Origin of the sequence: Duganella lactea (assembly GCF_009857505.1) — a bacterium.
GTDB classification, from domain to species: domain Bacteria; phylum Pseudomonadota; class Gammaproteobacteria; order Burkholderiales; family Burkholderiaceae_D; genus Rugamonas; species Rugamonas lactea.
In genome coordinates this window covers 36,425-50,717 of the sequence record NZ_WWCP01000040.1, presented here as the reverse complement: position 1 = coordinate 50,717, position 14,293 = coordinate 36,425, and the positions used below count along the sequence as shown (strand labels likewise).

Sequence of the window (14,293 nt, the reverse complement as noted above, 5' to 3'; positions counted from 1 at the left end):
GGCCACCGGCCGCACCCGGTGCGCCGCTAGCTGCCACGCCAGCACGCTGACCGCCACGCCACCCAGCACGCCCGCCGCCACCAGCGGCCAGCGCGCCGCGACAACGGTGCCGCGCCCTGGCGCGCCCGCGTCCTGGCCGGCAAACACCTCACTGGCCGCGCGCTTCAAAATCGTTCGCGTCACCTGCGGCTGGTTCTCCACATACGCCCCCAGCAAAGCCCGGTCGCACAGCAGATTGATGCGCCTCGGCACGCCCTTGGTCAGGCTGTGCACCAGCCCCATCAGCTTGCGCGGAAACGGCATCATCGCCCCCGCCCCGGCCACCGCCAGCCGATGCTCGATATACGTGCCGGTCTCCGCCTCCGACAGCGAGCCCAGGTGATAGCGCGCGATGACCCGCTGCGCCAATTGCTCCAGCTCCGGCCGCGCCAGCATCGCGCGCAACTCCGGCTGGCCGATCAGAATAATCTGCAACAGCTTGCGCTCGCTGGTCTCCAGATTGGTCAGCAAGCGCAACTGCTCCAGCACCTCGGCCGACAGATTCTGCGCCTCATCGATAATCAGCACATTGTTGCGTCCCTGCGCATGGCTGGCCAGCAGATAGGCGTTGATCGCGTCCACATACGCCTTCACGCTGCGCGCCCCGGCGTCGGCCGGCGGCAAGGCAATGCCGAACTCGTCGCAAATGGACAGCAGCAACTCCTCGACCGACAGCTTGGGATTGAAGATATAGCCGAGCTTGCAATTGGCCGGGATCTGCTCCATGAAGCAGCGGCACACCGTGGTCTTGCCGGCGCCGATCTCACCGGTCAGCAGCACAAAGCCGCCGCCGGAACCGATGCCGTACAACAAATGCGCCAGCGCCTCGCGATGGCGCTCGCTCATGAACAGATAGCGCGGATCGGGCGCGATGGAAAACGGCGATTGCTTCAGATTGAAAAATTGCGTGTACATGAAAGCCCAGGGAAAGCGCGGTGCCCTATTTTAGCCGTTGTTGTCCGACCGGCGGCGGCTGCGTGGGCGGCAGCGGCTTGTACTTGGCGCAATAGATCTTGGACTTGGTATCGAAATACACGATGCGGCTGGCCGGCTTGGCCTCGCGCACCGGATAGGCCGACGTATCGATGACCGTGTAGTGCGCGCCGACCTGGCGGATGATGGCCCGCTCCAGGTCCTCCGGCGTCGCCTCGGCCACCGCGCCGACAAACACAAAGCTGCTGGTGTCGTCGCTGACCATCACCTCGGAGATCTCGGTGCCCCACAGCGACGCCCCGGCGGTGCGGAACCAGTAGGCCCCGCCCTCATGCTTGTACCAGTTGCCGAAATGCTTGACGAAATAATTGTAGAAAAAAATATGATCGGTGTGGTCGCGGCACAGCAGGCCATTGCCGACCACCGTGCCGAAATGGGTCGGCACCGACTGCGCGCCGGCCCAGCCACAGGCCAGCGCCAGCGCAGCGCCGCCGGCCACGCGCGCCAGCCGCCTCACGTCTTCGACAACCACGCGCGGTTGGCGCTGATGCGCGCCTTGGCCGTCGGCGGCAAGGCTTCATAACAACCGGGATATTGCTTCAATGCATGCTCCTTGATTTCCTTCTGCAAGCCATTAATCAGAAAAACATACAGCACACCACCGTCGTTGGTACTCTTGGACCCCAGATATTTGATCATGTGCGCTCCCGTCGACCCGCAAGTGCCTTGCCGCCGGCACATGGATGCAACCATTATGACATCCCGCCCCCGACGCGGCCACACAAACCCGCAACGGCGACGCCACGGCGCAACCGCGCCCGGCTCAGCCCCGCTTTTCCGCAGCTGATCCCGCGCTTTCGCGCGTCCGTCCCATGGGCCGCGACGACGGCGCCGCCATGCTCTATCGTGCAAGCCTCACCCCTTTTATAGCGAGACCCGCATGAAGCAGACGATCCACCGCGCCGCCCTGGCCAGCACCCTGCTGCTGGCCACCGCCGGCGTCCACGCCGCCGATCCGGCCGACGCGCCAGACACCGAGACGCGCAGCGTCGCCGCCTTCAGCGGCATCAACCTGACCGGCCCGTTCAACGTGATTGTCACGCCGGAGGCCGGCAACACCATCGAACTGTCCGGTCCGCGCCAGCGGCTGGCCGACATCGAAACCAGCGTCAGCGACGGCACGCTGACGGTGCGCCAGCGCAGCAAGCAAAAACAAGGCTGGCGCTTCGTCTTCGGCTGGAGCAGCAGCGCGCAGCAACTGACGGTGCGCATCCACGCCGCCAACCTGCAACGGCTGCGCAGCGCCGGCAGCGGCGACGTCGACCTGCGCGACTACCAGGGCCAGCAACTGACGCTGATCGCGGACGGCCCCGGCGACGTGCGCGCCAGCGGCAAGGTGGACGCGCTGAGCATCACCGCCAACGGCAGCGGCGACGTCGACCTGAAGGCGCTGCGGACGGGCGACCTGAACCTGCAAATGAACGGCCCCGGCGACGTCGAGGCCGGCAGCGTCGCGCGAGACCTGAACCTGGTGGTCAACGGCTCGGGCGACCTCGACATCGGCGACCTGCGCGCCGGCCGCGTCAGCGCCTCGCTGCACGGTCCCGGCTCGGTGGCGCTGCGCGGCAGCGCCAAAGAAGTGCGCGCCGAAGTCAGCGGCTCGGGCGACCTCGACGCCTGTTCGCTGAGCACCGAGGCGGCCAGCGCCGTGCTGCGCGGGCCCGGCGAAGCCTGCCTGGCCGGCCACATCAAACGACTCGACGCCGAGGTCCACGGCTCGGGCGACCTGACGGTGCGTGGGCTGGAAGCGCAGAGCGTGCGCGCCCGCCTGAGCGGCCCCGGCAACATGACGCTGTCCGGCGCCACCGCCGTGCTGAGCGCGCAAGTAAGCGGCTCGGGCGACCTCGACGCACGCGGCCTGACCACACGCCAGACCGACATCACCGTCAACGGTCCCGGCAGCGCCGTCGTCGCCGTCGCCGACAAAGCCGACGCAACCCGCACCCACCTGGTCACCTACCAGCGCTAAAAACCCGGTGTCAGATACCGTCTGGCACCGGCATTTACACCAGTCCACTTCAATAATTTTCAATACCAGTTAAATACCTGTTGACAGGTTTATTGGTCGATCATATAGTGCGCTTCATCGCGGGCCATCCTGGCTCGGGCTTTCTCGGCTAAACATGATCGAATTTCTCATCGGCGTTGATGGCGGCGGCAGCGGCACCCGGGTGCGCCTGGCGCGCGCCGATGGCGTCCAAATCGCGGAGGGCGCCAGCGGCCCGTCGGGCTTGATGCATGGCATCGCCAGCGCGTGGGCGTCCGTCGGGGACGCGGCGGTGGCGGCCTTCCGCGCCGCCGGCCTGGACTTCCCCGGCCCCTCGTCCATCGCCATCGGCCTCGGCCTGGCGGGCGTTCACAATAAGCAGTGGGCGGCCGAGTTTGTCGCCGCCAATCCCGGCTACGCGCGCATCGCGCTAGAAAGCGATGGCCATACCACCGTGCTCGGCGCGCATCAGGGTCGGCCCGGCGCCATCATCGCGCTGGGCACCGGCAGCGTCGGCGAAATCAAACTGGCCGATGGCCGTCACGTCGAAGTCGGCGGCTGGGGCTTCCCCGCCGGCGACGAGGCCAGCGGCGCCTGGATGGGCCTGCGCGCCATCAACCATGTGCAGCAGGTGCTCGATGGCCGCATGCCGGGCAACGCCTTCGCCGCCGACGTCGCCCACGCCTGCGGCGGCGCGCGCGACGCGATTCAGAACTGGCTGGCGCAAGCGTCGCAGACCCATTACGCGCAACTGGCGCGCCTCGTGCTGCGGCACGGCGACAGCGACGCCAACGCGCGCGCCATCCTGGTCGAAGCCGGCCGCCAGGTGCGGTTGATGGCCGACGCGCTCGACGCCAGCGGCACGCTGCCGATCGCGCTGTGCGGCGGTCTGGCCGCGCCGCTGCGCCCTTACCTGCCAGAGTCGGTGTTGACGCGCATCGTCGCGCCGCACGGCGACTCGGCCGCCGGCGCCCTGCGCCTGATCCAACAACACCTGAACTCCTAGCGGAGCCGCGCCGATGAACAATGCAATCCAAGGCAATATCCTGACCCCCTCCGGCTGGGTCCACGGTGAACTCACTTTCAACCAGCGCATCGCGGCCATCAGCGGCGGCGGCGTCGATCCCGCGCTCAACCAGGCAGACTATATCCTGCCGGGCTTTATCGATTTGCACGTGCACGGCGGCGGCGGCAAGGATGTGATGGAAGGCGGCGACGCCGTGCACACCATCGCCGCCGTCCACGCCAAACACGGCACCACCAGCATGCTGGCCACCACCATGACCGCGCCGCCAGAGGATATCGAACGCGCGCTGCAAGGCATCGGCCAGGCCGCCGCCGCGCGCGGCAAGGGCGAGGCGCGCGTGCTGGGCGCGCACCTCGAAGGCCCGTTCATCAACGGCGGCAAGCTAGGCGCGCAGCCGCCCTACGCGCGCGCCGCCACGCTGGCCGATGTCAACCAGCTGGCGGCACTGGCGCCGCTGCGGGTGATCACGGTGGCGCCGGAAATCGCCGGCCACCAGCAGCTGGTCAAGCAATTGTCCGAGGCCGGCATGCGGGTGCAGGTTGGCCACACGCTGGGCAGCTATGACGACGGCGTGGCCGCGCTCCAGCAAGGCGCGCGCAGCTTCACCCACCTGTTCAACGCCATGCCCGGCCTGCATCACCGCGACCCTGGCATGGTCGGCGCCGCGCTGGCGCACGCCACCTACGCGGAACTGATCCCCGACCTGCTGCACGTGCACCCGGGCGCCATCCGCACCGCGCTGCGCTGCATCCCCAATCTCTACTGCGTCACCGATTCGACTTCCGCCACCGGCATGCCGGACGGCGAGTACATGCTGGGCCGGCAGAAAGTCATGAAGTGCCTGGGCGGCGTGCGCCTGCCCGACGGCACGCTGGCCGGCAGCACCCTCACCATGGACCAGGCGCTGCGCAACCTGGTCGGACTCGGCCTCGATCTGGCGGATGCGTCGGCACGGGTCTCCACTTATGCGGCCGATTACCTCGGCCTCTCCGAGCGGGGCCGCCTGGCCCCCGGCGCGTTCGCCGACTGCGTGGTACTCGACCGTGACCTGCACCTCAAAGCCGTCTATATCGAAGGAGAACCGCTGTGACCTCCATGATGTTGAAAGAAGCCTTGTCCGCCGCCGACTGCGTCGCCCTGCAACTGGCCAACGACGGTGAGCAGTACGCGGAACTGGGCCGCACATTGCGCGGCACCGCCTTCGCCACCACGCTGACCATCGCCCGCGGCAGCTCCGACCACGCCTGCGCCTACGCCGCCTACCTGATCATGGCGCGCCTGGGCCGCGTGGTGGCGTCGCTGCCGATGTCGCTGCTGACGCTGAACAAATCGCCGCTGATCACGCGCGACACGCTGGCCATCTCGATCTCGCAATCAGGCCAAAGCCCGGACGTGGTCGAGCCGATCAAGTACTTCCGCGGCGGCGGCGCCACCACCATCGCGCTGGTCAACGACATCGACTCGCCGCTGGCCCATGCCGCCGAATACGCGCTGCCGCTGCGCGCCGGCAAAGAGCAAAGCGTGGCCGCCACCAAGAGCTTCATCACCAGCCTGGTGGCCAGCGCGCGCCTGGTGGCCGCATGGCAGAACGATCCGGAACTGCTGGACGGCCTGGCGGCGCTGCCCGAATCGCTGCGCGCCGCCGCCACCGAGGACTGGTCGAAGGCGTTAGAGGTGCTGACGCCGGCCCGCAACATCATGGTGGTCGGACGCGGCATCAGCTTCCCGGTGGCGCTGGAAGCGGCGCTGAAATTCAAGGAGACGTCGGCGCTGCAGGCGGAAGCCTTCAGCGGCGCGGAGATCCAGCACGGCCCTATGGCGCTGATCGAGGAAGGCTATCCGCTGGTGATCTTCGCCACGCGCGGTGCGACGCAAGCGAGCCTGCTGGCGCTGGCCGGCGAGATGCGCGGCCGCGGCGCGCGGGTGCTGCTGGCCGCGCCGGCCGATGTGGCGGAACGCGACCTCACGCTGCCGGTCGCCGCCACGCCGGATCTCGATCCGATCATCGCCATCCAGACCTTCTACAAAATGGCCGCCGAGCTGTCCGCCGCGCGCGGCATGGACCCGGACCAGCCGCGCCACCTGAGCAAAGTCACCAAGACCAACTGATATGCACAACGATCTGAGAAAAACCGCCGGCCAACTGATTATGATCCGCTTCCCCGGCACCGTGCTGGACGCGGCCACCGCCGACTTCCTGAAGACAAACAGCATCCGCGCCGTCTGCCTGTTCCGCGGGAACATGACCGACGCCGCGCAACTGGCCAGGCTGACCGCCGACCTGCGCGCCGTCATGGGCCCGGAGGCGCTGATCGCCATCGACCAGGAAGGCGGCGCCGTGGTGCGCTCGACCTGGGTGCCGGCGCCGCCGGCGGCGATGGGCCTGGGCGCGGCCGACGACACCGACCTGGCCTACCGCACCGGCGCCGCCGTGGCGCGCGCGGTCAAGTCGCTCGGTTTCAACTGGAATTTCGCGCCGGTGCTGGACCTTAACAACAATCCGCATAATCCGGTGATCGCCGAACGCTCCTTCGGCGCCGAGCCGCAACGCGCCGCCGCGCTGGCGATGGCGTGGATGGCCGGCAGCCATGCGGAAGGCGTGGCCTGCTGCGTCAAGCACTTCCCCGGCCATGGCGACACCAGCGTCGACTCGCACCGCGACCTGCCGACCGTGAACAAGCCGGTGGACGAACTCCATCGCCTGGAGCTGGCGCCGTTCCGCATCGCCTGCGCCGCCGGTCCGCTGTCCGCGCCGGCGATCATGACCGCGCACATCGTCTATCCAACGCTGGACCAGGAAAATCCGGCCACCATGTCGCGCCGCATTCTCACCGGCCTGCTGCGCGATGAATGGCACTACCAAGGCATCATCATCACCGACGGCATGGACATGCACGCCATCGCCGGCCGCTACGGCGTCGGCAACGCCGCCGTGCGCGCGCTGACCGCCGGCGCCGACATGGTGATGGCGCTCGGCACCACCGAAACGCAGAACGAAACGCTGGACGCCATCGCCGCCGCCATCGCCTGCGGCGAGCTGTCGCAGGCCGACATCGACACCCGTCTGGCGCGCCTGTCCGCGCTGGCCCTGGCCTACCCGTGCAAACCGCGCTCCTACAAGGAAGATGCGGCCGACCGCGCCATCATGGCCGAAGGCTGGCGCCGCGCCCTCACCGCCTACAGCGTCGCCGGCCAAGCGCCGCAACGCCCGGCCGCCGGCGCCAAGGTGCGCCTGGTGGCGCGCCAGGACGTGGTCAGCGACGGCGTCTCCGAAGCCGGCGTGCCGGCCGCCGTGGTGGCCGCGTCGCTGCGCAAGCTGTACGACGTCGAGCTGCTCACCTTCGCCGACGCCAACACCTTCGACTGGAGCACGCTGCCGCAGGACGGCCGCTACACCATGCTGGCCTCCACCTCGCGCCTGCGCTACGGCGAAAATGCGCGCAGCGGCTGGCGTCCGGACCTGCACCTGGCGCTGTGGAATCCATATCAGGCGCTCGACATCCAGGCGCCGGCGCTGCTGACCTACGGCTTCGCCGGCCCTGCGCTGGACGCCATCAACGCCTGGCTCTCGGGCGAACTGCAAGCGACCGGCAACGCCCCGGTGCCGGGGTTTTGCCGTTAGGGCTTGCCCTTCTTCGCGGCGGCCATCACCCGGCGACACGGTTGAATTCGGAATTCTCAGTGGTTTTGTGTAACAATACGCGGGTTTACATCCCTACTTGTCTGATTGAAGGATAACCATGTCCCACAAACGTCTTGCTCGTATTAGCCTGCTCCTCGCCGCCATTGGCCTGAACGCCGCACCGGCCATCATGGGCCTGGCACCGGTTCATGCCGCCGAAGAAAAGAAGGCGCCTGAGCAGCCACAGAACACCGTTCGCCCGGAGATGTACAAACTGATCGACCCAGCGCAGACCAAGCCGCTGATCGACGCCAAGAACTACACCGAATTCCAGAGCCGCATCGACCAGGCATCGGCCCTCCCGAACGTCACGCCTTACGAGACCTTCATCCTGAACCGCATGCGCCTGCAACTGGCCCAGGCGCAGGACAACAACGAAGCGAGCGTCAAGGCGCTGGAACAGATCATCTCGTCCAGCTTCCTGAAGCCGGAAGAGAAGGCGCGCTTCATCGAAGCGACCGCCAACATCTACTACAGCAACCTGAAAAACTTCGACAAGGCGATCGAATGGTTCGACCGCTATGGCGCCGAAACCGGCGACAAAGCCAAGTTCCGTCCCTATGCCCTGCGCGCCTACTTCCTGAAAAACGACTTCGCCACCGCCAAGGCCGAAGCGACCAAGGATATCGAAGCGGCCAAGGCGGCCAACACCGCGCCGCCTAAAGACACGATCCTGGTGCTGGCCAACGTCGGCGTCAAGAACAAGGAACCGGACACCTACCTGAAAGCCGTGGAAGAGCTGACCCGCTACTACCCGACCGAAGACTACTGGAACGACCTGCTGAGCCGCACCCGTGGCAAGAAGACCTACAACAACCGTCTGGACCTGGACCTGGTGCGTCTGAAAGCGGTCACCGTGCCGGGCCGCATGGAGCCTGACGACTACGTGGAACAGGCCGAACTGGCATCGCTGGGCGGCTTCTTCACCGAAGCGAAGATCGCGCTGGACAAAGCCTACCCGGGCGCCATCCCTGCCGGTCAATACAAAGCACAGATCGAGAAAATCCGCGCCACCGCCAACAAGGGTGCCGCCGACGATGCGAAAAACATCGACGCCGGCATTCCAGCGGCGCAGAAGTCGAAAGACGGCGTGGGCCTGGTCAACCTGGGCTACAACTACGTCACCCTGGGTCAGTTCGACAAGGGCATCGACCTGATGAAGCAAGGTATCGCCAAAGGCGTATCGAAGAATCCTGACGACGCCAAGCTGCGCCTGGGCTACGCCCTGGCCATGGCCGGCAAGAAGGACGAGTCGCTCGCCGTGCTGACGCCACTGGCAGCCGGCGCCGATCCGCGCGCCGACCTGGCCCGCTACTGGATCAACTACCAGACCGCGCCGAAGATCGCGCCGTCCGAGCAGAAGTAATCCGTCTGATCCCGTCGCTCCACCCGCCGGTGGAGCGACGATTCATACCTCGCACTCCAGCCCTGCTTCGCCAGGCGTCATGCCGGCAAGCCAAAGATCAGCGATTGATGCGACGCCGCGCCAGCCATGGCGCCATCGGCCACCGCAAACGCCACGCTGCCCGCCATGCGCGCGGCATCGCCAGCCGCGTAGACGCCGGGAATACTGGTCGCCTTCATCATATCCGTCCGCACGTAACGGCCCATCGGCCCATCCTCCATCTCGCAGCCCAGCACTTCGGCCAGCGCACTGGCGCTGTGCAACCGGCTTAACACAAACAGGCCATCAAGCTCGATCACCCGTTCATCCTCCAGCAACACCGCAGCCTTGCCGCTGACGGCGCGTACCGCCGACCGTTCGATGGTGACGCCGCGCGCCTCCAGCTTGGCCAGTTGCTCCGCATCCGGCTCGAACACGCCGTTAAGGAAGAACGTCACCGTACCCCAATCCGGCAGCATCATCGCGTGATGGAAAGAGAGCGCGCTGGTCGCCAATACGCCGATGCGGCCTTGATCCAGTTCGTAGCCGTGACAGTAAGGACAGTGGAACACACTGCCGCCCCAACGCTCGGCCAGACCGGGAATCGATGGCAGTTCATCGGCCATGCCGGTCGCCAGCACCAGGCGTTGCGCATGGTGCGCGCTGCCGTCGGCAAGCGTGACGCGGAAGCCGCCATCGTGCGGCACCGCCTGCGTGGCCGCGCCTTCGCGCCAACGCACGGTCGGGTACTTCATCAACTGCGCGCGGCCTTCGGCGGCGATCGACGCACCTTCGCGTCCGTCCTGCCCCAGGAAACCATGTGAATGCTGGGCGTAGCGGTTGCGGCGCTGGCCGGCGTCGATCGCCAGCACGCGGCGGCGGGCGCGCCCCAGTTGTGTAGCGGCCGACAAGCCGGCATAGCTGCCGCCGACAACAATCACGTCAAATTCAGCGTTGCTCATGATGGACTCCTTTGTGATGTGTGTTGAAGCTGGCCGACAGTTCCGCCAGCGTCACGTCTTTAAAACGGGAGAGCAGCAAGGCCTCCGCCTCGTCGAAGGCACTGCCCAGCGCCTCGTTGACGGCCCGCTCCACCAGACATTGCGGCTGTTCGACGCGGTTCCCCATCGCGAACACGGTGGGCGAGCCGACCGCTTCGTAGATATCGTGCAGCGTCACCTTGCGCAGATCGCAAGTGATGCTCCAGCCGCCGCCATGGCCTTTGCCGGAACCGACATAGCCACGCTCGCGCAAGCCGGCCAGCACGCGCCGCACCAGTACAGGATTGGTGCAGAGGAAGCCAGCCAGCTCTTCGGAGGTGAATGGCCTGTCGCCGTGCGCCATGTGCAGCAGCACGTGCAGGATGGAGGAAAGTTTGCTGTCTCGTCTCATGTAACTAATGATAGTACATAATCGCAAAACGTGCACGCAACACGCTAAACTGCTCTCCAGGGATTGATGGCGGTGCCGCGCGGCGATACATTGCAGTCATGAGATACCTCGCCCTCCTCCTCGCACTCGTCTTCAGCTGCGCCAACGCCGCGCCACGCAACGCCAGCACACAGGCGGTCTACGACTACCTGCTCGGCATCTGGGGCAAGCACATCATCGCCGGCCAGGCCGACCTGACTTGGAACGACGCCATCGACATGGCCGAACGCGTGCACGACGACACCGGCAAATATCCGGCGCTGATGGGCTATGACTTCATGAACTATTACGGTGCCACCGAAGCCGATGGCCGTCACCAGACTGAAGAAGCTATCGCGTGGTCGCGCAAAGGAGGACTGGTGAGTTTTCACTGGCACTGGCGGATGCGGAACGGAGAGTTCTACCGCCAGAAGACGCCCTTCAAACTGCCAGTCAGCGACTACCGCGACATCGATCCAGCGATCGACCGCATCGCGCTGGAACTCAGACGCCTGCAAGACGCCAACGTTCCAGTGCTATGGCGCCCGCTACACGAGGCATCCGGCGGCTGGTTCTGGTGGGGCACATCACGCGAAGGCTACATCGCGCTATGGCGGCACATGCACGAACGGCTGACGCACAAGCATGGACTGCGCAATCTGATCTGGGTATGGAATGGCCAGGACCCGGCCTGGTATCCGGGCGATGATGTGGTGGACATCACCGGCTACGATGTCTACGAAAACAACTACAGCGAGGCCTATCGCAAAACCCGGCAGCACGGCAAGCCAGTCGCGCTGACCGAAACCAGCCATATCCCCGATCCAGAACACAGCGCCGCCAGCGGTGAATGGTGGCTATGGTTCGTGGTCTGGAACGACAGCGCCGGCCCGGCAGGCGTCACCAGCCCGGATAACTTCTGGACTGGTGAGCACTACAACACCAACGCGCACAAGCGCAAGGTCTACAACGATCCACGCGTCATCACGCTGGATCGTCTGCCCAAGTTACCCTGATATTCAGGGCTTGGGGGCACCTTTGGCCTGGTCGCCGGCGATGGCGATCGACAGCTTGCTCGGGTCGATGGCTTTGCGGAAGGCGGCGTTGACCTGCGCCAGCGTCGCGGCTTTCAGCTTGGCCTCGTAGTCCTTGCTCCAGGCGTAGGTGCGGTTGTTGTACAGATTGCGCGTCCAGCCTGCGGCCAGTACGTTGTCCTGCGCCCGGCTCTGCGAACGCTGTTGCAGCAGGCCGGATTTGGCGCCGTCCAGTTCCGCCTGCGTGAAGCCGTCTTTCAGCGCGCGTTCCAGCTCTTCGCGGACGGCGCTTTCCAGCTTCTTCAGATTCTGCGGCGCGGCGATGGCGCTCATGCCGAACTGCCCCGCACGATCATCCTCGCCTGCAGAGATGCCGCTGCCACCACCGTAGGACAGGCCATCCTTCTGCCGGATGCGATCCATCATGCGCGACTTCATCGCGCCACCGCCGAAGATGGTGTTGGCCAGGTCCAGCAGCGGGTAGTCCGGATCGTTCTGATTCAGGTCCAGATTCATGCGCGCCGTGTAGAAACCGTTCTCCTTGTCGGGCGCGTTCAGCACCACATGCAGCGGCTGCGTGTCAGCGTTGGCGTCGGTCAGGCGCTGATACGCAGCCTTGCTGTTCCAACCGCTGAAGCTTTCGTCGATGGTTTTGCTGATCGCCGCCTTGTCGAAATCGCCGACGATGGCCAGCTCGCCGCGGCTGGCGCCGTAGAATTCGCGGTGGAAGGCCATCACGTCTTCCAGCTTCAGCGCCTTGACCGCCGCCAGGCGCTCGTCCACGGTCAGCGCGTTGCGCACGTCGCCTTGCGGATAGTGGTTGAAGTGCCGATCCAGCGCGTCGGTCGCCAGCGTCTGCGGCTCGCTGCGCGAGAATTCAAGGCTGACTATCATCTGCTGGCGCAACTGTTCGAATTCGGACTGCGGGAAGCTCGCCTCCTTCAGCACGTGCGCCACCAGGCGCAGCGCCGCATCCAGATTCGGGCCGGTGGTCTGGAAGTGATAGGGACTGCCGCTGATCTTCAGTTTGGAGAAGGCGTCCGCCAGCTGCTCGCGCGTGTATTTGCTGGTGCCGCGCATCAGCATCTCGTTGGCGAACTCCGAGATCACCTGCGTGTTGCGCAGATTTTTCTCGTCACCCCAGTGCAGCGCCAAGTCCACCGAGACGGCTTCACCGCGATTTTTCTTCGGCAGCAGCGCCACTTTCAGGCCGCCGATGGTTTTGATTTCGGTGCGGGCGTTGATGTTGTCCTGACTTGGATCGAACACCTCGGAAGTCAGCACGCTTTCCTTGCCCTTGAAGTCCTTCATCACCTCGGCCACGCTCGGCGCGGCAGGAATCTCTGCGCGCTGCGGGTGATCGTCGGGGATGAATTCACCGACCACGCGGTTGTCGCGCTTCAGGTAGCGCGCCGCCGCGTCGGCGACCTGCCGCGAGGTGACGCTAGCCAGCGCGTCGCGGTCGCGGAACAGCAGCCGCCAGTCGCCCAGCGCGATATCCTCCGACAGCGCCACGCCGACCTGCTGCGGATCGTTGAGCTGCTTCTCGATGCTGTTGGCGAAGTTGCGGCGCGCGCGCTCCATTTCCTCCTCGGTCGGCGGCGTCTTGGCGAAGCTCTCCACCGCCTCGATCAAGGCCGCGCGCACCGGCTCCAGCGGCGGCCCGGCCTTCACCGTGGCCGCGATGATCTGCAGCCCCGGCGCATAGCCGGTGATGCCGAAGCTGTACACCTGCGCCGCCTTGCCGCTTTCCACCAGCTGCTTGTGCAGGCGGCCGCTCGCCTCGTCGCCGAGAATCTCCGACATGAAGCTCAGCGCGTCGCTGTCCGCCTGCAGCGCGCTTGGAATCTTGTAGCCCAGCGCGACGATCTGCACGTCGCCCTTGCGGCGCACGGTGAAACTGCGTTCGCCGTCCTGCGTCGGCTCGACGGTCCAGAAAGGCGGCAACGTGCGCTTCGGCTTGGGAATCGCGCCGAAGGACTTGGTGATCCACGACAGCGTCTGCGCCGGATTGAATTTGCCGGCCACCAGCAGCACCGCGTTGTCCGGCTGGTAGTAGGTTTTGTAGAAGACCTGCAGGTTCTCGATCTTGACGTTCTCGATGTCGCTGCGGTTGCCGATGGTCGAACGGCCGTAGGCGTGCCAGTCGTAGGCCACGCTCTGCATGCGCTTCAGCAGCACGCCGAACGGGCTGTTCTCGCCGCTCTCGTACTCGTTGCGCACCACGGTCATTTCCGAGTCCAGGTCCTTGCGCGAGATGAAGGACCGGGTCATGCGGTCCGCCTCCATGTCCAGCGCCCACTTCAGGTTCTCCGGACTGGCCTGGAACACTTCGAAGTAGTTGGTGCGGTCGTTGGCGGTGGTGCCGTTGAAGTCCATGCCGCGATTGGCGAATTCCTGCGGGATGCTCTTGTTCTTCGGCGAGCCTTTGAACATCAGGTGTTCCAGCAGGTGCGCCATGCCGGTCTCGCCATAGTTCTCGTGGCGCGAGCCGACCAGATAGGTGACGTTGACGGTGACGGTCGGCTTGGAGGCGTCCGGGAACAGCAGCACTTTCAGCCCGTTCGGCAACCGGTACTCGGTGATGCCTTCGACGGACGGCCCCTTGACCACGCCGGCCGGCAGCGCCGGTGCGGCGGCGGCCCAGGCAGATCCGGTGGCAACGAAGGACAGGCCGCACAACAGAATGCTGGCGGCGGCGGCTTGTTTCAGACGGCTGCGGTTCATAGTCTCTCGC

The 14,293-nt window shown here is 65.9% G+C and carries 13 protein-coding genes; 7 read left to right on the top strand and 6 right to left on the bottom strand.

From position 1 onward, the window contains the following. The 3 genes from GTP44_RS23170 to GTP44_RS23160 all read right to left on the bottom strand — a co-directional run. Nucleotides 1-954 (bottom strand): ExeA family protein (locus tag GTP44_RS23170; protein ID WP_161021264.1); only part of this gene is annotated, 954 nt, incomplete at its 3' end. A gap of 25 nt (nt 955-979) precedes the next feature. Continuing rightward, complete coding sequence (locus GTP44_RS23165) at nt 980-1,504, bottom strand: hypothetical protein (RefSeq protein WP_371867304.1); 525 nt, start codon at nt 1,502-1,504, stop codon at nt 980-982. Next, complete coding sequence (locus GTP44_RS23160; protein ID WP_090191046.1) at nt 1,486-1,671, bottom strand: hypothetical protein; 186 nt, start codon at nt 1,669-1,671, stop codon at nt 1,486-1,488. Before GTP44_RS23160 ends, GTP44_RS23165 begins: the two co-directional genes overlap by 19 nt. A gap of 241 nt (nt 1,672-1,912) precedes the next feature. On the opposite strand from GTP44_RS23160, the gene GTP44_RS23155 reads away from it, so the two are divergent. The 6 genes from GTP44_RS23155 to GTP44_RS23130 all read left to right on the top strand — a co-directional run bounded on the left by GTP44_RS23155 (nt 1,913) and on the right by GTP44_RS23130 (nt 9,094). Then, entirely contained in the window at nt 1,913-3,001 is a 1,089-nt protein-coding gene (locus GTP44_RS23155) for a head GIN domain-containing protein (protein ID WP_161021263.1), read from the top strand. 154 nt (nt 3,002-3,155) lie between these two features. Further along, the gene (locus GTP44_RS23150) at nt 3,156-4,025 is read left to right on the top strand and encodes a glucosamine kinase nucleotide-binding domain-containing protein (RefSeq protein WP_161021262.1); all 870 of its coding nucleotides are present in this window, start codon (nt 3,156-3,158) and stop codon (nt 4,023-4,025) included. 13 nt (nt 4,026-4,038) lie between these two features. Then, nucleotides 4,039-5,136 (top strand): N-acetylglucosamine-6-phosphate deacetylase, encoded by a 1,098-nt coding sequence (nagA, locus tag GTP44_RS23145; protein WP_161021261.1) that lies wholly within the window; start codon nt 4,039-4,041, stop codon nt 5,134-5,136. A 5-nt stretch (nt 5,137-5,141) separates the two neighbouring features. Next, entirely contained in the window at nt 5,142-6,155 is a 1,014-nt protein-coding gene (locus GTP44_RS23140) for an SIS domain-containing protein (RefSeq protein WP_161021267.1), read from the top strand. Between the two features lies 1 nt (nt 6,156). After that, nucleotides 6,157-7,668 (top strand): beta-N-acetylhexosaminidase, encoded by a 1,512-nt coding sequence (nagZ, locus tag GTP44_RS23135; protein ID WP_161021260.1) that lies wholly within the window; start codon nt 6,157-6,159, stop codon nt 7,666-7,668. Between the two features lie 118 nt (nt 7,669-7,786). Further along, complete coding sequence (locus tag GTP44_RS23130; RefSeq protein WP_160992472.1) at nt 7,787-9,094, top strand: tetratricopeptide repeat protein; 1,308 nt, start codon at nt 7,787-7,789, stop codon at nt 9,092-9,094. A 77-nt stretch (nt 9,095-9,171) separates the two neighbouring features. On the opposite strand, the gene GTP44_RS23125 is transcribed toward GTP44_RS23130, so the two are convergent. Next, nucleotides 9,172-10,074 carry an NAD(P)/FAD-dependent oxidoreductase gene (locus GTP44_RS23125; RefSeq protein WP_161021259.1) on the bottom strand — a complete coding sequence of 301 codons (903 nt, stop codon included), beginning with the start codon at nt 10,072-10,074 and terminating at the stop codon, nt 9,172-9,174. Then, the gene (locus GTP44_RS23120; protein WP_160992474.1) at nt 10,061-10,504 is read right to left on the bottom strand and encodes an Rrf2 family transcriptional regulator; all 444 of its coding nucleotides are present in this window, start codon (nt 10,502-10,504) and stop codon (nt 10,061-10,063) included. The genes GTP44_RS23125 and GTP44_RS23120 overlap by 14 nt, the downstream gene beginning before the upstream one ends. A gap of 98 nt (nt 10,505-10,602) precedes the next feature. Here GTP44_RS23120 and GTP44_RS23115 point away from each other — a divergent pair, with 98 nt between their 5' ends. Further along, nucleotides 10,603-11,538 carry a glycosyl hydrolase gene (locus tag GTP44_RS23115; protein WP_160992475.1) on the top strand — a complete coding sequence of 312 codons (936 nt, stop codon included), beginning with the start codon at nt 10,603-10,605 and terminating at the stop codon, nt 11,536-11,538. Nucleotides 11,539-11,541: 3 nt separating this feature from the next. Here GTP44_RS23115 and GTP44_RS23110 read toward each other — a convergent pair whose 3' ends face one another. Next, entirely contained in the window at nt 11,542-14,283 is a 2,742-nt protein-coding gene (locus GTP44_RS23110) for a M16 family metallopeptidase (RefSeq protein WP_161021258.1), read from the bottom strand. Between the last annotated feature and the right edge of the window lie 10 nt (nt 14,284-14,293).